At 35.7% G+C, this 22273-nt stretch carries 27 protein-coding genes; 11 read left to right on the forward strand and 16 right to left on the reverse strand.

Annotated features, from left to right (window positions below):
* Nucleotides 1-83: 83 nt before the first annotated feature.
* The 4 genes from NSQ69_RS20100 to NSQ69_RS20115 are packed head-to-tail and all read left to right on the forward strand — an operon-like array spanning nt 84 to nt 3478.
* Nucleotides 84-503 (forward strand): GntR family transcriptional regulator, encoded by a 420-nt coding sequence (locus tag NSQ69_RS20100; RefSeq protein WP_002033900.1) that lies wholly within the window; start codon nt 84-86, stop codon nt 501-503.
* Nucleotides 469-1350, forward strand: coding sequence for an ABC transporter ATP-binding protein (locus NSQ69_RS20105; RefSeq protein ID WP_002128958.1), 882 nt, complete (start codon nt 469-471; stop codon nt 1348-1350). Before NSQ69_RS20100 ends, NSQ69_RS20105 begins: the two co-directional genes overlap by 35 nt.
* On the forward strand, nt 1340-2401 hold the full coding sequence (locus tag NSQ69_RS20110) for an ABC transporter permease subunit (protein WP_341099624.1): 1062 nt from the start codon (nt 1340-1342) through the stop codon (nt 2399-2401). Before NSQ69_RS20105 ends, NSQ69_RS20110 begins: the two co-directional genes overlap by 11 nt.
* 12 nt (nt 2402-2413) lie before the next feature.
* A complete protein-coding gene (locus NSQ69_RS20115) occupies nt 2414-3478 on the forward strand; it encodes an ABC transporter permease subunit (RefSeq protein ID WP_002128960.1) in 1065 nt (354 codons plus the stop codon).
* A 24-nt stretch (nt 3479-3502) separates the two neighbouring features.
* Here NSQ69_RS20115 and NSQ69_RS20120 read toward each other — a convergent pair whose 3' ends face one another.
* Together NSQ69_RS20120 and NSQ69_RS20125 are read right to left on the reverse strand one after the other, a co-directional pair.
* On the reverse strand, nt 3503-4048 hold the full coding sequence (locus tag NSQ69_RS20120; RefSeq protein ID WP_002167720.1) for a hypothetical protein: 546 nt from the start codon (nt 4046-4048) through the stop codon (nt 3503-3505).
* 100 nt (nt 4049-4148) lie between these two features.
* Nucleotides 4149-4568, reverse strand: a complete 420-nt coding sequence (locus tag NSQ69_RS20125) for a MarR family winged helix-turn-helix transcriptional regulator (protein WP_002088468.1) — start codon at nt 4566-4568, stop codon at nt 4149-4151.
* 160 nt (nt 4569-4728) lie between these two features.
* Between NSQ69_RS20125 and NSQ69_RS20130 the strand changes: the two genes are divergently transcribed.
* A complete protein-coding gene (locus NSQ69_RS20130; RefSeq protein ID WP_002033894.1) occupies nt 4729-5400 on the forward strand; it encodes an SIMPL domain-containing protein in 672 nt (223 codons plus the stop codon).
* A 134-nt stretch (nt 5401-5534) separates the two neighbouring features.
* Nucleotides 5535-6824, forward strand: coding sequence for an NCS2 family permease (locus NSQ69_RS20135; RefSeq protein ID WP_002033892.1), 1290 nt, complete (start codon nt 5535-5537; stop codon nt 6822-6824).
* A gap of 33 nt (nt 6825-6857) precedes the next feature.
* Here NSQ69_RS20135 and corA read toward each other — a convergent pair whose 3' ends face one another.
* The 9 genes from corA to spoIIM form a co-directional block, all read right to left on the reverse strand.
* Complete coding sequence (corA, locus tag NSQ69_RS20140; protein WP_002067031.1) at nt 6858-7820, reverse strand: magnesium/cobalt transporter CorA; 963 nt, start codon at nt 7818-7820, stop codon at nt 6858-6860.
* A gap of 209 nt (nt 7821-8029) precedes the next feature.
* Complete coding sequence (locus NSQ69_RS20145) at nt 8030-9334, reverse strand: pyrimidine-nucleoside phosphorylase (protein ID WP_002067030.1); 1305 nt, start codon at nt 9332-9334, stop codon at nt 8030-8032.
* Nucleotides 9335-9341: 7 nt separating this feature from the next.
* The gene (locus NSQ69_RS20150; RefSeq protein ID WP_078177774.1) at nt 9342-10163 is read right to left on the reverse strand and encodes a purine-nucleoside phosphorylase; all 822 of its coding nucleotides are present in this window, start codon (nt 10161-10163) and stop codon (nt 9342-9344) included.
* Nucleotides 10164-10175: 12 nt separating this feature from the next.
* Nucleotides 10176-11360, reverse strand: coding sequence for a phosphopentomutase (gene deoB / locus NSQ69_RS20155; protein ID WP_002014935.1), 1185 nt, complete (start codon nt 11358-11360; stop codon nt 10176-10178).
* Nucleotides 11361-11724: 364 nt separating this feature from the next.
* Nucleotides 11725-12465: a FixH family protein gene (locus NSQ69_RS20160; RefSeq protein ID WP_002167718.1), complete on the reverse strand. Its 741-nt coding sequence runs from the start codon at nt 12463-12465 to the stop codon at nt 11725-11727.
* A gap of 146 nt (nt 12466-12611) precedes the next feature.
* Complete coding sequence (xerD, locus tag NSQ69_RS20165; protein ID WP_002067028.1) at nt 12612-13502, reverse strand: site-specific tyrosine recombinase XerD; 891 nt, start codon at nt 13500-13502, stop codon at nt 12612-12614.
* Nucleotides 13503-13508: 6 nt separating this feature from the next.
* Entirely contained in the window at nt 13509-13739 is a 231-nt protein-coding gene (locus NSQ69_RS20170; RefSeq protein WP_002088473.1) for a YqzK family protein, read from the reverse strand.
* A gap of 103 nt (nt 13740-13842) precedes the next feature.
* On the reverse strand, nt 13843-14298 hold the full coding sequence (gene fur, locus NSQ69_RS20175; RefSeq protein WP_000392654.1) for a ferric iron uptake transcriptional regulator: 456 nt from the start codon (nt 14296-14298) through the stop codon (nt 13843-13845).
* A gap of 106 nt (nt 14299-14404) precedes the next feature.
* Entirely contained in the window at nt 14405-15022 is a 618-nt protein-coding gene (gene spoIIM, locus NSQ69_RS20180; protein ID WP_341099627.1) for a stage II sporulation protein M, read from the reverse strand.
* Nucleotides 15023-15177: 155 nt separating this feature from the next.
* Between spoIIM and NSQ69_RS20185 the strand changes: the two genes are divergently transcribed.
* Nucleotides 15178-15729 (forward strand): GNAT family N-acetyltransferase, encoded by a 552-nt coding sequence (locus NSQ69_RS20185; RefSeq protein ID WP_002033881.1) that lies wholly within the window; start codon nt 15178-15180, stop codon nt 15727-15729.
* Between the two features lie 23 nt (nt 15730-15752).
* On the opposite strand, the gene NSQ69_RS20190 is transcribed toward NSQ69_RS20185, so the two are convergent.
* A complete protein-coding gene (locus NSQ69_RS20190; RefSeq protein ID WP_002014941.1) occupies nt 15753-16292 on the reverse strand; it encodes an NUDIX domain-containing protein in 540 nt (179 codons plus the stop codon).
* Nucleotides 16293-16366: 74 nt separating this feature from the next.
* Between NSQ69_RS20190 and mciZ the strand changes: the two genes are divergently transcribed.
* On the forward strand, nt 16367-16501 hold the full coding sequence (mciZ, locus tag NSQ69_RS20195) for a Z-ring formation inhibitor MciZ (protein ID WP_000870297.1): 135 nt from the start codon (nt 16367-16369) through the stop codon (nt 16499-16501).
* A 131-nt stretch (nt 16502-16632) separates the two neighbouring features.
* Nucleotides 16633-17547, forward strand: coding sequence for an aldo/keto reductase (locus NSQ69_RS20200; RefSeq protein ID WP_002088476.1), 915 nt, complete (start codon nt 16633-16635; stop codon nt 17545-17547).
* A 58-nt stretch (nt 17548-17605) separates the two neighbouring features.
* Here NSQ69_RS20200 and NSQ69_RS20205 read toward each other — a convergent pair whose 3' ends face one another.
* The 3 genes from NSQ69_RS20205 to NSQ69_RS20215 all read right to left on the reverse strand — a co-directional run bounded on the left by NSQ69_RS20205 (nt 17606) and on the right by NSQ69_RS20215 (nt 19421).
* Complete coding sequence (locus NSQ69_RS20205; RefSeq protein WP_033731219.1) at nt 17606-18433, reverse strand: aldo/keto reductase; 828 nt, start codon at nt 18431-18433, stop codon at nt 17606-17608.
* Between the two features lie 131 nt (nt 18434-18564).
* Nucleotides 18565-19089 carry a GrpB family protein gene (locus NSQ69_RS20210; RefSeq protein ID WP_002185013.1) on the reverse strand — a complete coding sequence of 175 codons (525 nt, stop codon included), beginning with the start codon at nt 19087-19089 and terminating at the stop codon, nt 18565-18567.
* Nucleotides 19090-19157: 68 nt separating this feature from the next.
* Nucleotides 19158-19421 (reverse strand): YqkE family protein, encoded by a 264-nt coding sequence (locus tag NSQ69_RS20215; protein WP_002014945.1) that lies wholly within the window; start codon nt 19419-19421, stop codon nt 19158-19160.
* Between the two features lie 201 nt (nt 19422-19622).
* Here NSQ69_RS20215 and NSQ69_RS20220 point away from each other — a divergent pair, with 201 nt between their 5' ends.
* Both NSQ69_RS20220 and NSQ69_RS20225 read left to right on the forward strand, forming a co-directional pair.
* Nucleotides 19623-21212: a bifunctional metallophosphatase/5'-nucleotidase gene (locus tag NSQ69_RS20220; RefSeq protein WP_341099628.1), complete on the forward strand. Its 1590-nt coding sequence runs from the start codon at nt 19623-19625 to the stop codon at nt 21210-21212.
* Between the two features lie 169 nt (nt 21213-21381).
* Nucleotides 21382-21693, forward strand: coding sequence for a ferritin-like domain-containing protein (locus NSQ69_RS20225; RefSeq protein WP_002014947.1), 312 nt, complete (start codon nt 21382-21384; stop codon nt 21691-21693).
* A 49-nt stretch (nt 21694-21742) separates the two neighbouring features.
* Here the strand turns inward: NSQ69_RS20225 and NSQ69_RS20230 are convergent, their stop codons facing one another.
* Nucleotides 21743-22219 (reverse strand): ribbon-helix-helix domain-containing protein, encoded by a 477-nt coding sequence (locus NSQ69_RS20230; RefSeq protein WP_002014948.1) that lies wholly within the window; start codon nt 22217-22219, stop codon nt 21743-21745.
* Between the last annotated feature and the right edge of the window lie 54 nt (nt 22220-22273).

Genomic DNA, 22273 nt, shown 5'->3' on the forward strand with positions numbered 1-22273 from the left:
CAAATAAATTCCTTGCCTATATTGTATTAAGTGTATTACACGTAGTAGTACACTTAATACTCATCAGGAAGGAGACATTGCTCTTGCATATTCAACTTGATCCAAGAAGCAACACTCCGATATGGGAACAAATTGTTCAAAATATAAAAGAGCTCGTACTAAAAAATATGTTAGCTCCAAGTGATAAACTTCCTTCTGTACGCGAGCTTGCTTCTTTGCTCGTTATAAATCCAAATACAGTAAGTAAAGCTTATCAAGAATTAGAGCGACAAGGGATTATTGAAACATTACGAGGAAAAGGAACATTTGTAGCCCAATCGATTACCCCAACATTAGACGAAAGGAAAATCGCTATGGTTGAAAAGCAATTTCATCAATTATTACTAGAAGCCTCTTATCTTGGGATTACGAAAGATAAAATTCACGATTGGATAGATTCATACTATAAAGAGATTGGAGGAAATACAGATGTTGAAAGTGACAAACTTGAAGAAAACAATTGATAACCAAACGATTTTAGACGATGTTTCTTTCACATTACAAAAAGGTAGTATCGTCGGATTGCTCGGAAGAAACGGTGCGGGGAAAACAACTTTATTACGAACGATGGTCGGCATTTTAGACCCCGATGAAGGAACTGTTACATATGAGAATACAGATGTTCATATGCATCCTGAAATTAAACAAAAAGTTGTATACGTTCCAGACTCTACTAACATACTGAACGGATATACAGTAAAAGAAATCGTAAAGTTTTATAAAGCGGTTTATACAGCATTTGATGAACAATATTTTTATGAAATATTAGAACGTTTTAATTTACCAAACAAACGTATTCGTAGTTACTCAAAAGGAATGAAAGCACTGCTTGCGATCATTTTAGCTTTCGCTGCAAAAGCAGAATATGTCATTTTAGATGAACCGACAAACGGACTTGATCCTATCGTCAAAAGACAGATTCTACAATTTCTCGTTGAAGAAGTGGCAGAAAAAGAAATTACAATTTTCATCTCCACTCACCATTTAGATGAAGTTGAAAAAATTGCCGATACAATCATTATTTTAAAAGGACATACAGTAGATTCTATTACATCACTAGATGATGCAAAATCACGATTTGCCAAAATACAAGTTGCTTATGAACGTTCATTACCTCAAAAACTAGAAAACTTAAGCAATATTAAAATATTAAACCAAACAGGAAAAGTATATACAATCTTAATTGAGGAAAATGTGGCTACAACACTGGAGAAGTTTTATAAAGAGCAACCAATACTCATTGAAGAATTATCAATGTCACTTGAAGATGTCTTCGTTACGACACTTGAGGAGGATGGGTATGTTTCATAAGGCGTTGTGGATGTGGAATTGGAAACGCGGGAAATATACTGTACTACTGTTCTTCTTTTATACTCTTTATCTTCTATCTTTCGGATACTATAAAGCAGCTCAGCAACAACTTGCTAATTATTATAAATTACATGAAAAGGGAACGTTCTATTATGATTATGTTTTTTCGTCAAATACAGGTAATAGTTTTTCGATAACTATTCTTATTATTTCTATTGCTTGTCTATTAATAGGATGGGAACGTAGCAACCAGTCTAATGCACTACTTATGACAATGCCATTTAAAAGAAAAGATGTTTTCTTATCTAAATGGGCTTTCGGTTCATTCTGGATTGTGGGGTCTCTTCTTGTAAACTGGATTGTTATGTACTTTATTTATAGAACAACAATTCATTTGGATTATCAATCATTCGAACCATTTCATCGATACTTTCTTTATGCAATTGTTTCATATGTTGCAGTATATACAGCTGCATTATGTATTGGTGCCTTTACTGGAAGCGTTGTTTCACAAATCGTTTTTTGTATTCCTTGGTTACTAATGGGTCTTACATTTATTTCATTACTATACAATTTTACAATAAATCATTTAGATGCTCAGAATAATAGAAATTCTTCCTTATATGAAAGTCTTTCTGAAATAAATAATAAAACAAATATAGTTGCACCAATATATAATTTTTCTATTTATTACGATTATGATCCAAAATCACGTGAAAAAGAAAACGATTCAACCACTTTAAGAGATCCAGCATCTTATAGGTACTATTCGGCTAAATCCATGTTAGTCCCTATTTTCTATACAATATTTTACTTAATACTTGGCACATATTTATACAAACGTTCTCCAAATGAAAATAGTCAAAAGATATTTATTTTCCAAAAACATTTACGAATATGGATATGGGGGACAACCATTTATTTTGCATTACTAGGTGGCTATAAAATAAATCAATTTAATTTCTTACTTAACTATTACATCAGTTTGCTTCTCGCTGGAATCATTACTTATGTTGTACTATCACGTCTAACAAATTATAAAGTTTTTTAAAGGAGGGGGCCTATGTTTCAAAAAGCACTATGGCTAAGAACATATCAACAAAGTAAATATGTTGTGTGGTTGTTTTGGTTCGTTAGCTTCTATACTTTATCATATAAATACTATATGGCTTCTATTCAACAGCTATACTTTCTAAAAGAAAATAAACAGTGGAACTATGTATATCATTACCACTTTGATTTAACACTTATAGACCCTGTCATATTATTAGGTAGTGTACTTATCGTTCTAGCCTGCACATTAATCGGATGGGAAAGACAAAATAACTCTAGTGACTTGTTGTGGTCTATGCCCTTTAAACGTTCACACCTCTATATAACAAAGTGGTTGTTTGGAATCTGCAACATTGCAGCAATCATCGTATTAAACTGGGGACTATTCGCCATTATGAAAAAAACAACTTTTCATAATAAGTATCAAGTATTTTCCCCATTTCATTCTTATTTTATATACATGTTAATTGTATTAATTGCTATTTATACACTTGCTTTATGTATAGGAACAATTACTGGGAATATTCTCTCGCAGGGACTTCTCACTGCAGCTATATTCATGTTTCCATTGTTATTTCCATCCCTTATCTCAGCAGTCATCGCTGTTCACTCGAATACTGACTTTCATGAGGACAATGGCAATATGCATCGTGTTATGGAAAACATACGCATTTCAGGTCCAGCAGAAGATTTTCATATTAGATTTGATTATAATCCGCAAAATGCCTATACCGATCCTGATGGAGTGCGTCATAATGAACCAAACTTTACAAAAATTCCTTCAGTAAAAACATTGATTGGACCTATTGTAAATATAATTATTTTATTACCACTCGGTATATATTTATATGTTCGTTCAGTCAATGAGCGGAATGGTAGTTTCTTACTATATCCAAAGCTTCAAAAAACATTTATGGTCTGCGCTATTTTCTGTATTGGAATTAGCGGTGGTTTAATAATTGGTGGGACCCATTCGTTGCTTAATTTTTACATTGGTTTGTTCGGAACAAGCATAATTAGCTATTTTCTTCTATCTAAAATATTGAGATTGAAGGTCTCTTGGAATTTCAAATAAAATAACCTCCTCACTAAGAGGAGGTTATTTTACATTCTCTCTCCTATCCCCATACACCATCTCTTCTTTCATCCCAAACCCATCACCGTTTTGCACAATTTGCTCTGTCGGCGCGACTACACTTTCAGCAATTTTCCATTCGCCGCGCTCTTTCACAAATACTTGCAGAAAATAGTTCATGCCATTTAATTGATACGCATTTTCTTTTTTCACATTATAGTGCACCGCAATGTAGTGCACTTGAATATTTTCTTTCCCTGCTTTTGATACGTATTGCGATAATCTTGGAATGTACATTGATGCTTTCTTAAATGGTAATTGCTTCGCTTTAACGAGCGATGAACTTGTTACATTACGCAAAGTGTCCTGATTACGAACATTATCGCTATGATGAAATAATACTGCGTTTTGCATAGAACGAACCCATAATTTCGAATACAAGACGGTATTCTCATTCTCAATGTACTTCACTTCTTTTTGCACCACTTGGATAGGGGTATCGGCGTACATGAATGTATGAAAGCAGAAGAAACTTCCAAGTAAAATGGTAAGTGCAGCAATATATTTCATAATCTTTCCTCCGATCTGTTTAATTAAAGTATCGGAGTTTCAAAATATTTTTATTCAAAAGAAAAAGGATAGGAAAGCTCTCGCTTCCTATCCTCATTTATTATAATACGCGGCCAAATAGTTCTAAAACCATTTCTATCTCTTGGTCGCTCCAACCTTTAAATTTCTCTTTATAATATTCTTTACGCACAGCTTCAAGCTTTTCAGTTACTTCTCGTCCGTTTTCAGTAATTTCTAAGTATACGATACGACGGTCCGAATTTGAACGTTTTCTTTCAACAAACCCTTTTCGCACGAGACGATCTGTTACAGCTGTAATATGACTGGAGGTTACGTTTACTTCACTCGCAATTTGCGAAGCCATCTGTGGACTTTTTAAAAATAACGCACGTAATACAGAGAATTCATTATATGGCATATGCTCTGAAAAACGTGTATTAATATCATTTTGTAATAAACGTATCATCTTTCGAAATGATGCAGATAGATCTAAAATCAGTGTTTCTCTATTTTCGTTCACTAGCCTCGTCCCTTTTTTATCATATTTACACATATTATAATCTATAAATACCTATATTGTATATGCTTTCTTCCCTCAACATTCTCATTTATGTAACTTTTTTCATAAGATTTTCTTTTTTGTTCACACATATACATATAAAAAAGGATGGTGAGCATAAATGCAAAGTGGAATGAATCCGTATTTACATAATATCCGTACGACGAATACTGGTAAAGAAGCTACTATTACTGTACAAGGAGAAGGCATTATAAAGGCAAAACCAAATGTTGTCATATTAACACTGGGCATTCGAACAGATAGTAAAAATGTAAAACAGGCGCAAGAAGAAAATGCAGTGCAATCGAAACAATTGCTTGATGCACTCAAACAGCTAGGTATTGCCGATAAAGATATAGAAACCATTTCTTATACAATTACTCCTCAATACGAATATGTAAATGATAAAGCATTACTACAAGGCTACCGTGTGGAGCATTTGTATGAAATTACCGTTTTAAATGTGCAAAAAGCAGGGGAAGTATATGATATAGCCGTTACAAATGGTGCAAACGTAGCAAAAGGATTACGTTTTCGAATATCTCATCCAAATAAATATTATGAGCAAGCTCTCATTCAAGCTCTGCAACAAGCAGTAGACAAAGCTCGTACAATTGCGAGTACCTACAATTTAAATATTAATCCTGTTCCCCTCTCACTCGTTGAAGAATCTGCCCAATTACCACGGGAGATCTCATCATATGCTACTTTGCATGCGCAAGCAGCTCCGCCCATTCAATCAGGAGAACTAGAAATCATTTCATCTATCCGGGCAATTTTTACGTATTTATAAATAAACTCATTTATAAGTAACCGTTATCATTTTCGTTGTTGTAAAAACATGATGTTCTGATATAATAAAGGACGGTGAGCTCTTACATAAGAGATATCACGGGTGGGAGAGGGATATGAAAAAGAAGGTTTAACATGAAAGGAATACTTGAAAGAACATTTAAATTAGACTTACACCAAACATCACCAAAACAAGAAGTTTTAGCTGGAGTCACGTCATTTTTCACAATTGTTTATATTATGATTGTAAATGCGTCAATCTTATCAGATGCCGGCATTCCTCTTGAGGCAGGAATTTTGGCAACTGTTTTTAGTTCATTTGTCGGATGTCTACTCATGGCATTTTGGGCAAATGCACCTGCTATTCTTGTCCCTGGTATGGGTGTAAATGCATTCTTCACGTACACTGCTGTGCATACGCTCGGTTTAACTTGGCAAGAAGCATTGGCAGCTGTTTTTATCGCCGGTATTATTTTTGCAATTGCTGCTTTTACACCGATTGCTCGCGTGCTTTCGGTATCGATTCCAAAGTCATTAAAGGAAGCGATCACTGTCGGTATCGGGTTGTTTTTAGCTTTCATCGGCTTGCAAAAAGGTGGTTTAGTCGTTTCGCATCCTAATACTGCTGTTGCAATGGGAAAATTAAGTAGTCCTGTCGTTCTTGCCACACTACTTACTCTTATTGTCGCACTTGTACTATTTGCGCGTAACGTACGTGGAAGCTTTTTATGGACGATTGCAATTGGAACTGGTATTGCATGGCTGTTTGGTCTTGTTGATACGAGTCAAATGGGAAATAGTTCGTTTTCATTCGCTAATTATGGCGATGTGTTTGGAGCTATGTCATTTGGGAAACTTTCTTCCTTGCCATTTTGGATTGCAACATTCTCCTTAAGCATGGTGCTTATTTTTGAGAACATGGGACTTTTACATGGTTTATTAGAAGATGATCGTAAATTCCCACGTGCTTACCAAGCAAATGCAATTTCAGCAATGACATGTGGTCTATTTGGCACAAGCCCTACCGTTTCAACAGTAGAGAGTGCCGCAGGTATTACTGCAGGCGGAAAGACAGGTCTGACGTCTATCGTTACAGGGTTGTTATTCTTCGCATCACTGTTTGCGCTTCCGTTTGTCAAAATAATTCCTGACAGTGCCATTGCACCAATCTTAATTATTATTGGCGGGCTGATGATTACAAGCATTCAACAAATTCCTCTGAACGACTTTTCAGAAGGATTTCCAGCGTTTTTAATTATCGTTATGATCCCGCTCACATATAGTATCGCTGATGGCATTGCGTTCGGATTTATTGCTTATCCTATCTTGAAAGTTGCACTTGGAAAGCGTAAAGAAGTCGCACCGTCCATGTATATTATTACATGCTTATTCTTAGCCATGTTCGTATTACACGCTATTGGCTAAGAAAAAAACACCGAGGAAATCCTCGGTGTTTTTTTACTTAAACCAACCTTTTTTATAAAACCAAGCCATCATTCCGCCACCAATTAATGCCATTAAAATTAAGCAAATAAAATAACTATACTTCCCGCCAAGCTCTGGCATATGTGCGAAGTTCATGCCGTATACCCCTGCAATAAATGTTAACGGCATGAAAATAGTTGAGAAAACAGTTAATGTTTTCATAATATTGTTCATATGGTGGGAATTCAACGAAAAGTAACTATCTCGAATATCTGCTGTTAATTCACGGCTCGCTTCAATCATCTCTGTCAGTTTAAGCAAATGATCATGTATATCTTTAAAATAAATTTCATGATCGCTTATACCGTAAAAACGTGTTGAATTTAATATACGATACAATAAATCACGCATCGGAATAATCGTACGCCTTAGCTTAGATAAATCTGCACGAATATCAAATACTTCTTCTAGCACACTTCCTGCTGTCTCACCCGTTAAATTATCATCAATTGCATTTAAATGGTCTTCGATGTAATAAACAGGTGCGAAATAATCATCTACAATTTGGTCAATAATTGTATGTGCTACATGCAAAGGACTCTTCTTAATACGTTTCTTTTCACCGAGCGTTTTCCATACTCTTTCAATCGCATTATTATGAGAGAAATGGAAAGAGACTATATATCGATCACTAATAAATAAATCGATTTCATGCGGTTCTAATCCGTCTTCTCCGAATGCATGAAGAACTAAAAAGTTATATCCATCATAAAAATCTACCTTTGGTCTCTGTACATACTCTACACAATCTTCAATTGCAAGGGGATGGAACTTGAAGTGATCTTGTAAAATATATGTATACTCCTCTTTCGTTGGCTTATATAAATCAAGCCAATACCATATGATGTTCTCTTTTTTCGTTTCTTCTAGCGAAACATCATATAAAACTTCATTTTTTTTCGTTATTGCACAAATTCTAATCATAATTTCACCCATTACTATTATAAACAAAAAATAGTAAAAAAAGCCAAGGAGAAATCTCCTCAGCTTTTTTTATCCCGCTATTTGCGGGCAGTAAGACCCCTACCTCAAAATTCAGCGAAAGCAAAGAAGTTAGGTCTGGGTCGAGCTGCCCGTAAATGCCCGATTGGTGAAGGCTAATAATCAGTGGGGATAAAGCCCCCACTGATTAAAGTTTCACTTTATTACTTCGTTACAATACCGTGTACTAAAGTTGGTGCATCTACGTGATCTTTAGCGATTTTCATGTTCTCATAAATTTTCGCTTTTACGTCTTCAACATTTTCGCGGTTTGCGTAAATTGTAACAAGAGAGTCACCTTTTTTCACGCTATCGCCTACTTTTTTGCGAAGCATTAGACCAACTGCTAAATCAATTTCAGACTCTTTCGTTGCACGCCCTGCTCCTAAAAGCATTGCTGCTGTTCCGATTTCATCTGCAACGATTTCCGATACGTAACCGTCTTCTTTCGCTTCCACTTCAATTTTAAATTGTGCTTGTGGCAATTTAGAAGGATCATCAACAACAGATGCATCGCCGCCTTGCGCGGATAAGAACGTTTTAAATGATTCTAGCGCTTTACCATTGTTCATTACTTCAATTAACTTTTCACGTGCATCTTCTAAAGATGAAGCTTGTCCAGCAAGGTACACCATCTGACTTCCAAGTGTTAAACATAACTCTTCTAAATCTTTCGGTCCCTTACCTTGTAATGTATCAATTGCTTCTTGTACTTCTAATGCATTACCAATTGCTTCACCAAGCGGCTGACTCATATCAGAAATAACCGCCATCGTATTACGACCAACGTTATTACCGATGCGTACCATTGCTTCTGCTAAACGCTTTGCATCTTCATCCGTTTTCATAAACGCGCCTGCTCCAGTTTTTACATCAAGAACAATTGCATCTGCACCAGCAGCAATTTTCTTACTCATAATTGAGCTAGCGATAAGAGGAATTGAATTTACTGTTGCAGTTACATCACGAAGCGCATATAACTTTTTATCAGCAGGTGTTAAGTTTCCACTTTGACCAATAACAGCGATTTTATTTTCATTTACAAGACGCATGAATTCATCATTTTCAATTTCCACATGGAATCCTGGTACTGCTTCTAATTTATCAATTGTACCACCCGTATGTCCTAGACCTCGTCCAGACATTTTCGCAACTGGTACACCTAAAGCAGCTACTAATGGACCTAATACAAGTGTCGTTGTATCACCAACTCCACCCGTTGAATGCTTATCTACTTTTACCCCTTCAATGGCTGATAAGTCAATTGTATCACCGCTATTTACCATTGCCATCGTTAAATCTGCACGTTCTTGATCATTCATATCTTGGAAGAAAATTGCCATTGCAAGTGAACTCATTTGATAATCTGGAATACTACCATTTGTATATCCTTCAACGATAAAGTTAATTTCTTCTGTCGTTAATGCATGTCCATCACGTTTTTTTGCAATTAGGTCCACCATTCTCATTGTGAAGTCACCCCTTCATTTGTTTTACAATTGCTTTTACTAATGCTAAGAAATTAGCTTTAACACGTTCTGTCGTTTCAATTACTTCATCGTGATGAAGTGGTTGATCTAAAATACCAGCTGCCATATTTGAAATACAAGAAATACCTAGTACTTTCATACCTGCATGACGAGCTACAATTACTTCCGGTACTGTTGACATACCAACTGCATCTCCGCCAAGTGTACGAAGCATACGAATTTCAGCAGGTGTTTCATATACAGGACCTGTCATTCCAACATATACACCTTCTTGTACTTTAATATTTAAATCTGCTGCAACTTGTTTCGCCATTTCGCGAAGTTCTGGCGTATATGATGTAGACATATCAGGGAAACGTGCACCCATTTCAGAATCATTTGGTCCGATTAATGGGTTCGTACCCATGAAGTTAATATGATCTGAAATTAACATAAGATCGCCTGGTTCAAATGATGTATTTACACCACCAGCTGCGTTCGTTACAACAACTGTTTCTACACCTAGTTCTTTCATAACACGAACTGGGAATGTTACTTTTTGCATATCGTATCCTTCATAGAAATGGAAACGTCCTTGCATTGCTACTACTGTTACACCTTGAAGTGTACCGAACACAAGTTGACCTGCATGTCCTTCTACAGTTGAAACTGGGAATTCAGGGATTTCACTGTATGGTACTGTTACTGCGTTCTCGATTTCATCTGCTAATACACCTAGTCCAGATCCAAGGATTAGTCCTACTTGTGGTGTCTCTTGAAATTTCTCTTTTAAGTATGAAGCTGATTTTGTAATTAGTTCACGATTCATCTGTTTATCCCCCTATTTCTTTAGCTCGTTTAAGAAGCTTGTTCCATGTTCTGGCATTTTAACATTAAAGTTTTCTGCTACAGTTGCACCAATATCAGCAAATGTTTGACGAAGTGATAACTCTTGTCCGCCTTCTTTCATGCTTGGGCTATATGCTAATAACGGTACATATTCACGTGTATGATCAGTACCAGGATGTACTGGATCATTACCATGGTCTGCTGTAATTAATAATAGATCATCTTCTTTTAGTTTTTCGAATACTTCTGGAAGACGTGCGTCATATTCTTGCAATGCTTCTCCGTACCCTTGTGGGTCACGACGATGACCAAATAAGGCATCAAAGTCAACTAAGTTTAAGAAGCTAATACCTGTAAAGTCCATATTTAATGTATCTACAAGCTTGTCCATTCCATCCATATTTGATTTCGTACGAAGTGATTCAGTTACACCTTCTCCATCATAAATGTCAGCAATTTTACCAATAGCAATTACATCATAATCGCTATCTTTAAGTTCATTCATTACTGTGCGACCAAATGGTTTTAACGCATAGTCATGACGATTTGGTGTACGTGTGAAGTTTCCTGGCTCTCCAACGAACGGACGAGCAATAACACGCCCTACCATGTACTTCTCATCTAATGTTAATTCACGTGCGATTTTACAAATTTTATATAGCTCTTCAAGTGGTACTACTTCTTCATGAGCTGCGATCTGTAATACACTATCAGCAGAAGTGTAAACAATTAAAGAACCTGTTTCCATTTGTTCTTGACCAAGCTCAACAAGTACCTCTGTTCCAGAGGCTGGTTTATTACCGATAATTTTACGACCTGTCTTTTCTTCTAATTCATCAAGTAATTCTTTCGGGAATCCTTCAGGAAACACTTGGAATGGTGTATCAATGTAAAGGCCCATGATTTCCCAGTGACCTGTCATTGTATCTTTACCTGTAGATTTCTCTTGCATTTTTGTATAATATCCAAGCGGTTTCTCTACTTTAGAGATTCCTTTCATTTCACGAATATTACCAAGGCCTAATTTCACCATGTTTGGCATGTGTAATCCATTCATATGTTCAGCGATATGACCAATTGTATCAGAACCTAAATCACCAAACTGCTCAGCATCTGGTGCTTCACCGATTCCCACAGAGTCCATTACGACTAGGAAAATACGTTTATATTTATTCATAACTGCAACCTCCTATATGTTCAGTTCTACTTCTTGTAGTATGTTCAAAACGCTATAAAGTGAAACTGTTATCAATGGGAATTATCTTTCGTCCTCATTATCAAACAGTACTGCTTTAAACCAGTCTCTAACTTTTTCGTTTTACTTTCAAACGAATCAAAAAAATTTCTAGTTTTTTCTAAGTCAGATGTCAGACATCTGATATTGATATCATACCATGTTTACGCTTTCTTTTTAATACATTTTCGTAGAATTTCTCATTTTCTTTACCCTTCTATTGTAATCCATTCTGCAAAGAAGTGCTAATCATTTTATAACATATTTCCTAATATAAAAATAAAAAGCAGCTCTAAAGAGCTACTTTTTATTTTACTTCTACTGTTTCTTCTTTATGTTCATGTAGTTCACCTTTTCTTACATGAACTTTCACTTTATAAGCACCATTCTCTTTGAAAGTATGTTTACTTTCATACTCCCCTTTATTCCCTTCTTTCGCCGGAATAAATTCGTGTTTTTCAACGCCGTCTTTCCAAATCTCAAGTTGTACTTCAGCACCAGTTAACGCTTCTTCTTTTTGTTTTAAATGGACTTTCATTGTTGATTCAGCATTTGCTTTTATGTCACCGGCCATAAGATGAATCATTGTGTCACTTTTATGATCACCGTGTCCTGCATTATGATCACCACTTTCTTTTTTCGCATCTTCTACTTTCGCATTCCCTACAGCAACTTTGTGTTCTGGCATAACGTGTATATCACGTGCATTTGTATGAGGAATAATATGATATACTCCATCCGTTTCAAATGTTTTCTCTACTGCATAAACACCTTTTCCTTTATGCTTACCATCTAACATCTCGTGTTTCTCGTCGCCATCTTTCCAAATCTCAAACTTTACGTCATCAGCATCCGTTACTCTTTCTTTTCCTTGTGTAACAAGTGCTTGTACTTCTGTTTTTTCACCAGGTTTAATTTCTTTCGGATTCGTTTGAACCGCTACGTCTATACCTTCAAGTTTCTGTCCTTTTTTCGGTTCTTCTTTGTTTGTATTACAGCCAGCCAATGCTAGCATCGCGATAAATAATGTAATAATAAGTTTTTTCATCTTCATTTCCTCCTTCATACTTTCCTTAGTATAGAGGAAATACATTGTAATATTCTAGTCTTCTGCTGAAAACAATGTACGAAATGTTTGTGAAGTTTCTGTGAAATGGTTCACTCTTCTTAATCTATGAAAAAAGAGCATAGTGACTATGCTCTCGGGTGAAACTGTTTATATACATCTTTTAATCTAGTTTTTGAAACGTGCGTATAGATTTGCGTCGTTGAAATATCTGCATGTCCAAGCATTTCTTGTACAGCACGCAAATCTGCCCCGTTTTCTAATAGATGCGTAGCAAAAGAATGGCGTAACGTATGCGGTGTAAGCTCTTTTGCAATATTCGCTTCTTTCGCTAGCCGTTTTAAAATTTTCCAAAATCCCTGTCTCGATAATCGATTACCATGATGGTTTAAAAAGAGCGCATCTACTGCTTTTTTACCCATCAATTCTCTTCTTCCTTTTTCAATATACTTTTGAATCGCTTCTGTCGCTAAGCTTCCTAGTGGAATAATTCTTTCTTTGTTCCCTTTCCCGATACAGCGAACAAATCCCATCGTTAAGTGCACATCTTCTAAATTTAATGCAATTAATTCTGAAACACGAAGTCCTGTTGCATACAACAACTCTAACATTGCCTTATCACGAATCCCAAAAGCACTTGCCGTTTTCGGTGTTTGAAGTAATGCTTCCACTTCGTCGATTGATAATACTTTTGGTAATTTCCGTTCCCCTTGTGGCGTTTCAATATGTACCGATGGGTCATGCTCCACTGCTCGTTCACGAAGTAAAAATTGATGAAACGAACGAATCGATGCAATATGACGCGCCAATGTTTTTGAAGATTTCCCGTTTTCTTTTAAATGCTGCAAAAAGTTAACAATATGCAAGCGTGTCACTTCATGAAACGTCTTCGTTTGTTCTACATTTTGCAAATACTTCACATAGCTTTTTAAATCGCGTTCATAAGATACAACTGTATTTTTCGCTAAACCTTTTTCAACAATCATATAATGAATAAAATCTTTTAATTGATCTTCCAATCTACACTACTCCCCATTTTCATAGAAAAACATCATTCTATTTACGAAAGCATCCTTTTCCGGCTCCTCATTCCCTGATACTTTTTCTACAGTCTCTTCTTTTGGCTTTTCATAACGATGGTAACTTTCATATTCTTCATTTATCCATAGTATAGCGAAATAAAACAAAATCGTACAACTTGTAAATAATAAAAATACTTTCATCCCATCAAAAGTTAATTTTAAAGCTCGGCGCATTGTAAATTCCTCCAAAATATAAGTTATTACAACATATGCCAAGCTTTCACCAATTTATACCTTATTCAAATAAAAAACCTCTTCCTAGTTAAATAGGAAAAGGTTATTTTTCATCCGTTTCATTTTCTTGACAATTTTTACAAATCCCATGGAATGTTAAACGATGATCTTTCACCTTAAAGCTCCAGTCTCGTTCCACTTTATTCTCCACTTCACCAAGTAAATCTTCTTGTATTTCTTGTACAGCACCGCATTGTGTACAGATTAAATGATGATGGAAACGCTGTGCACCTTCTTGGCGTAAGTCATAACGCGAAACACCGTCTCCAAAGTTAATTTTATCGACAACTTTCAACTCAGACAATAACTCTAAAGTTCGATAAACGGTTGCTAATCCGATCTCTGGCGACTTTTCTTTTACAAGGAGGTATACATCTTCTGCGCTTAAATGATCTTCTTCATTTTCTAGCAGCACACGAACTGTTGCTTCACGTTGTGGTGTCAATTTATAGCTCGCTGCATGTAATTGCTTCTTAATTCGTTCAATTCTTTCTTCCATTCGGTACTACTCCCTCCTCGCCACTCTTACACCATTATATCAGAAGAAGGGCTCCTGTCAAAAGAAAAACAATAAAAACAAATTGATAATTATTCTCAAAAAGTATTTATTGTTTGTTAATAGCCTCCACAACTTCTTTCATTAAAACTGGTGATGCATACACTTCGACACTGGAAGCAATAGCTAATACCGCTCCAATCACGAGAAAAAAGCATGTATAGCGAATTAATAACGGTAATAGTGGCTCAGTTATTTTCCGAATAAATTGATGCCTAATCATGCGTAAGGAAAAGCTTGCAGCAATTGTTGTCATTACGAGAAATACAGGAATTATAATTAAATTTTGTGGCAATACAGATACAAATGCTAATAATAGTCCATTCCATCCGTGCTGACTTACTAAAAAACCTACTGTAAATCCAACAACTACCCCTTTTAAAAATAGTAAGATAAAAATGAGCGGCAACCCAATAATTGAAATCCCCAAAATCCAAATAAAGCCGATATATTTTAATTGCGAAAAGTAACTTTCTCGAAACATTTCGCCTGCGACAGCAAATTCTCCTTTAGAAACTTGTCCAAAAAAACGCTGTAAATAAAATGATAAATCTTGCTTTTGGTTTATTTGTAAACTATTCACAAGAATCGCTCCAAATATTACTCCCATCAGTAATAAAACCGCATTAAATATATATAGTGAAGAATTTTCCTGTATGTGAGACATTACACGGTCTTGCCACGTTTTTCGCCACATTTTCCTTCCCTCCGTTCACACTCTTACTAAAAATGTATGAAAGAAAGAAAAAAGTATGACGAATTAGCATTGAAATTCCGCTCTACTTTGCTAAACTAAAAAGTAGAGAATAGGAGGGATTTCTCTTGAAACCATTATTATTAGATTTTCCAACATTATTTCAAACTGAGCGCTTGCAAGTACGTAAGCCGTTTCCAGGTGATGGCACAGAAGTATATGAAGCAATCCAAGCTTCGCTAGAAGACTTATTACCATGGATGCCAATTACAGCTGAAACAGAAGAACGTGCTGAAGAAATTGTTCGCGAAGCTCACGGACAGTTTTTACTTCGTGAAACACTTGATTTCCACTTATACGATAAAGTATCTGGTACATTCATCGGAGCTATTACGCTCAAGCCTGAAAACTGGGATATTCCAAAGTTTTCACTTCACTTTTGGCTACATAGCGCTTATACAAAGCATGGCTATATGACAGAAGCCATTAAAGGTGCGATTCAATTTGCATTTGATAAACTAGGAGCTAGAAGAATTGAAATTCGTACTGATGCAACAAATATAAACGCATGTAACTTAGCAGAACGTCTAGAATTTATTTTAGAAGGTACAATGGAAAATGATTTCCTAGCACCCGATGGCAGCTTACGCGATGCACGTGTATATGCAAAAATCAACTAAAAACACTCGCCTTAGGCGAGTGTTTATTTTTGTAATTGTAAATATTGTACTGCAAACATCGTCTTAGCATCATGTATGCGAAGGTCTTTCATAAGATCAATCGCTTCTTCTAATGACACTTCCATTAATTCCACAAATTCATCTTCATCTAAAGCTGCTTTATTTTCTTTTTGTTTTAATCCTGTCGCTTTATATACATATAAAATCTCATCTGCAAAACCAGGTGATGTATAGAAAGATGTAATAAGCTCCATATTTTCACATACATATCCTGTTTCTTCTTCTAATTCACGAACTGCTGTTACCTCTGGCTTTTCCCCAGGTTCTAACTTCCCAGCAGGAATTTCCACAATTGCCTTTTCGAGAGCTTTACGATACTGCTCAACGAGTACAATTTTCCCCTCATCAGTAATAGCAATAATAGCAACTGCCCCAGGGTGATTTACGATTTCACGTTTACTCATTTCTCCATTTGGTAATACTACATCATCAACACGAACTTTTATAACTCTACCATCAAAAATCGGTTCAGTTTTTACTGTTCTTTCTGCAAGATTACTCATACTACTTCATCTCCCTGTTCTATTTCCTAATCGTTCTTCATACATTTTACCACATTGAAAGGAGCGTGATAGAAATGAAAGTTTACATTTTACCAAATCGCGTCACTTTAGTCGGCAAAGCATGGCAAATTCGTCATAAGCTAAAACAATATGGAAAAGAGTATACAACTGTACAAGAGTGGATTACAGCAAATAAAGTGAAACTTTAATCAGAGGGGGGCATCCCCTCTGATTATTAGTTGAACCAATCGGGCTTTTACGGGCAGTTAATGCGGGGCAAAAAGTAAACGTTTGTCAACCTCCTCCCCCTTTCGTACAATAAAGGTAAGGAGGTTGACCTATGAAAAAACGTCAATTAGGAAACTCAGATTTATATGTTACAGAAATTGGATTTGGCTGTATGTCTCTCGGTGCATCTGAGGCTGAAGCTATGCGTATTATCGATGAGGCAATCGATTTAGGAATTAATTTTTTTGATACAGCGGACTTATACGATTATGGATTAAATGAAGAATTTGTTGGAAAAGCTCTGAAAGGAAAACGTGACCAAATTGTTCTTACAACAAAGGTTGGAAATCGATGGACAGAAGAAAAAAACGGTTGGTCTTGGGATCCTTCTAAAGCTTATATAAAGGCCGAAGTAAAAGAGAGTTTACGTAGACTTCAAACAGATTATATTGATTTATATCAACTTCATGGCGGGACGATTGAAGATCCTATAGATGAAACAGTTGAAGCCTTTGAAGAATTAAAAAAAGAAGGGATTATTCGTCATTATGGTATCTCTTCTATACGTCCAAATGTCATTCGTGAGTATGCAAAACGATCAAATATCGTTAGCATATTAATGGAATACAGCCTTTTAAATCGTCGCCCTGAAGAATGGTTCCCGCTTCTTAATGAACAGCAAATTAGCGTTATTGCTCGCGGACCACTTGCAAAAGGGATTTTAACTAACAATAATGCAAGAAAGATAGAAAGAGTAAAAGAAAAAGATTACCTCTCTTATTCTTACGATGAGTTATATTCGACACTCGCGAGTGTAAAAGAAATAATCGGAGAAAGTTCTTTAACAGGAACGGCTATTCAATATTGCTTACATAACGAAACTGTTGCAGCTGTTATACCTGGTGCAAGCTCTATTCAACAATTGCAAGAAAATATACAAGCTAGCCAACAGTTATCTTTAACAAAAGAAGAATATGTACAACTTCAAAAGATTGTTAAGTATGATTCATATGCTTTACATCGCTAAAATATTGATACCGATAAAAGCAAAAGACTGCCCCCCAACACTAGGCGGCAGTCTTTTTTTATAACGTATCATATTTATCAGGATTCGTTCCTACATGTAAATTACGATTTAACGTATTAATTTGATCCATCTCTTCTTCAGTTAATAAGAAATCAAAAATAGTAAAGTTCTCTTTAATACGAGATGGCGTAACAGATTTAGGAATAGTCACAATCCCACTTTGAATATCCCACCTTAATATAACTTGTGCAGGTGACTTTTCATATTTTTTAGAAATAGCCTGAATAATTGGATGCTGGAATACTTCGCCGCCTCTCATTAAAGGACTCCACGCTTCCATTTGAATTTGCTCACCTTGACAGAAATCACGCAATTCAAATTGCGCTAACATCGGATGAAGTTCCACTTGGTTGACCATCGGCTTCACTTTACAATTTGGTAATAACAGTTCTAAATGATGTTTATGAAAATTAGAAACACCAATCGCGCGCACTTTACCTTCTTCATATAGCTTTTCTAAAGCACGGTACGTATCAACATACTTCCCTCTTATCGGCCAATGGATTAAATATAAATCTACATACTCCATTTGTAATTTCTTTAAACTTTTTTCAAACGCCTCGAGCGTCTCCTCGTACCCTTGATCGTCGTTCCAAACTTTTGTTGTAATAAACAAGTCTTCTCGCGGGATTCCAGATTCACGAACCGCTTCTCCGACACCGCTTTCATTTTCATATACAGTTGCTGTATCAATCGAACGGTATCCAACTTCTAACGCTGTTTTTACTGCTTGTTTAACTTCGTCGCCTTCTTTCGCTTTATAAACGCCTAGACCAATCATCGGCATTTTCACGCCATTATGAAGTGTAGTTGTTGGAATATGCACACTCGCTCTCCCTTTCAATGTTACATTTTTTATAAACCACCACTTTATTTCAACAAGATTCATCCAAAAAGTCAAAGCATACGTACAGTTTACATAATACTTTTATACACATTTAAAAAAATAAAGTGAACTCAGTCATTCACTTTATTTCCTTTCCATTCTTTCGCTTTTTCATCAACATTACGTACAAACTCATTTTTTCCTTCCGTATACATCGTGCCATCATATGTATATTTTTCCGCTAGTTCTTTCTTTAAATTTGCATATGCCTCTGCTTCTTCGCAATGAGCCATCATGTAATCACGAAACGATAAATGCCTTGTAATCTCAATATTCCCTTTTTCAAATACGTGCAAATGATACGAGCGTTTCTCCTCAGTTCCATGAATAAAAAAACGACGACCTGAAATACCATTTTCCCCTTTCACGATGTAACCAAGCTCTTTAAAACGTTCATTCCAATGATCTACTCTGTCGATACTTTCTACTTCCATGATCATATCAATAATAGGTTTAGCTGCTAGTCCTGGCACTGACGTACTTCCAATATGATGGATTTTTACCGTTTCTGGCATCGCCGATTTTAATCTTTCGGCCTCCATTTGAAATTTCTCACTCCAATGATTTTCATACGGAACGACTACAATTTTCCTCATTCTAACTCCCCTTTTCTTACAAACTCGTCAAAAAGATGATCAGTGGCATTTCACTGATCATCTTTTTATTATTTAAAGTCTTTCCAAGTAAGGCTACTTTCACTTAACAGTTCTTCAAATGATTTATTCTTTTCACGTTCTTTTTGTTCTTTACGCTTTCTTTCTTGTTCTGCTGCCTCTTTTTTCTCTTCTCTCACTTGCAACTCTTTTTTCTTATTCTTTAATTGTTGCATTAACGAATCGTTCAATTGATCACCTAGTGTAAGTGATTCTTTCTCTGGTTGATTCATTTGAGAGTGTCTTTGTGTTTGTCTTTGCTTCTTTTTCTTCATACTATTCACCTTTTACTTTTTTCTCCATTATAGAGGATACACGGCGAAATCGACAATAAAAAAGGTTCCCTACTCTATTATTTATCTTTTGTAAATATGTTAATTTTTCGAAAAAACTAAATTTTTATATAGATATAATCCTAGTAATCTATTAAAATTATGTCGTATGATGTCAGATTATAAAAAAAGGAGAAATTAATTATGTGGAAAAAAATTATTCCTGCTGTTGCTGTTTTAAGCACTATTACTTTTTCAAGCGTATTCGCCGCTCCTCCATCTCAGGCTCCTGCCGAACAAAACCGATACATAGACGTACAAATGCTTGGTATTAATGATTTCCATGGACAACTAGATACTGTAAAAAAAATTAACAATAAAGAAGCTGGTGGTGCTGATTACTTAGCTACTTATTTAAAAGAACGCAAAAAACAAAACCCTAATACACTTCTTGTACATGCTGGAGATATCGTCGGAGCTAGCCCACCAGTTTCTGCTTTATTACAGGACGAACCAACTATTGAATTTTTAAATGACTTAAAGTTTGATGTTGGTACAATTGGAAATCATGAATTTGATGAAGGCATTGATGAAATGCGACGCCTCATTTATGGTGGATATCATGAAAAAACAGGGAATTTCAAAGGAGCAAACTTCCCTTATGTCGCTGCAAACTTCTATAATAAATCAACTGGCCGCTTATTTTTACCACCATTCACTGTAAAAATGGTTGACGGAGTTCCTGTAGGGTTCATTGGAGTTGTTACAACGGATACACCGAATGTCGTTATGCCTACTATGCTTAAAAATGTAGAAATCACTGATGAAGTAGAGGCTATTAATAAATCCACACAACAATTAAAGCGTCTCGGCGTTAAATCTATCGTAGTCCTTGCACACGTTGGAGGTACAACTGATGACACTGGTGTAACAAACGGTGACCTTACTCGCATTGCAAATGAAACAGATCCCGAAGTTGATGTTATTTTCGGCGGACATAGTCATACGTACGTAAATGGTACTGTAAATAATAAACTTATCGTGCAAGCGAACTCTTACGGGATGGCTTTCTCTGATGTAGATGTAACGATTGATAGAAAAACAAAAGATATTGTGAAGAAAAAAGCTGAAGTTATTACAACGTACCATGAAGGTGTAGAGCCTGATAAACAAGTAAAACAAAAGTTAGATCAATATAAAGAAAAAATCGCACCTCTTGTAAATGAAGTAGTCGGAAAATCTACAGCACCTATCGACCGTAAACAAAACGATGCTGGTGAATCTACACTTGGAAATTTAGTTGCGGATGCCCAGCGCCAAACTATGCAAACACAAATCGCTCTTATGAATCCTGGTGGAATTCGTAATGATCTAGACGCTGGAGATATTACATGGGGCGAATTATACGGCATTCAGCCTTTCGGAAACCAATTAATTAAAGTAGATCTAACAGGTCAAGATATTCGTGATATATTAAATCAACAATGGCAAAAAGGAGCAACGAGAATGCTTCAAATTTCAGGTATTCAATACACTTGGGATGCAAACAAACCAAATAACGAAAAGGTTACGAATATCCGTTTAACAAATGGTGAAGAATTAGTTCCCTCTAAAACGTATAGCGTAGTTGCAAATGCTTTCCTAGCTTCTGGCGGTGATGGATTCGTATCCTTTAAAAATGGAAAAAATGCTGAAACTGGTCCAAACGATTTTGAAGCATTAGTCGATTATGTAAAACAAGTGAAAGAACCAATTCAGCCGATTATTGATGGACGTATTCAAAAAAACAATTAAATACTATTCAAACTAGTGCGTGACACTCGAAAGAAGAAGCTCCTTTTATATGCAAGGAGCTTCTTCTTTTAGAGTCATACGTATTGTCATTTTTCTAGTGCAGTAAAGGATACGCACATAGCCCCTTGTTTCTTCGTAGTATATAGAAAACTATAATGGGGAAATTTGTATGTATTTCTATCAAACAATGACGATACATTGTATCGACAAACACATTCGTAGTATTGAGAAAGCAATTAATGGAGAATATAGCGCCATTCATTTTTATGCTAGATTAGCTACTTTAGCTCCAGACATAAATGAACGAACTCAAATCCTTGAAATTCGGCAAGATGAGCAACGAACAGTTGATTTTTACTTAGAAATTGCTGACGAAACGACAAATCAACAAGTGAAAGAAACATTTCGGCGCGCAGCAGCTGATGAACAAAATCATGCCGTTTGGTTCCTATATTACTTTTCGAAACAAAACAAAAAATGAAATAAAAGAAAGGATACACGCTCTTATATGGAACATAGTATCCTTTCTTTTATTTCTCTGGATACGTTTCATGATTAACATCATACCGTTGCAAAAATTCCTGTAGTGCTTCTTCTACAATTTTAGACTTTTGAATCCCTTTTGATTCCGATATAACATCTAGTCTTGCTAATACTTCTATATTAATCGAAAAGGTTCGTTTCTTTTTCTCTGTGCTCTTACTTATAATTTGAACACTTACTTCTTCTCTTTTTCTTAGCAATTCATAAATGCTTTGTAATTGTTCATAAATTAGTAATTGATAGTCTGTTTTTGCATATTGAAGGGCAGTAGCTTCTTGGATTTGCAAATGACGTGGCTCTTCGCCATCACCTATAAAGATACGTTTTTTCTGCTCTCCATCATATTCATATCCAATCACCCTTAATTTCTTTGATAATGTATATGGGCTCATTTCAAGCCGTTTCGCTATAATAGCGATTGATTCGCGTCTATTTAAAGAATCAATAATTTCTCCAATCGTCACATTCTCCCTCCTCTCTTAATCGCCTAAACTTGAAATCAAACCAGTATGTTATGA

It is taken from the genome of Bacillus sp. FSL R10-2201, assembly GCF_038008665.1.
GTDB lineage: Bacteria > Bacillota > Bacilli > Bacillales > Bacillaceae_G > Bacillus_A > Bacillus_A mycoides.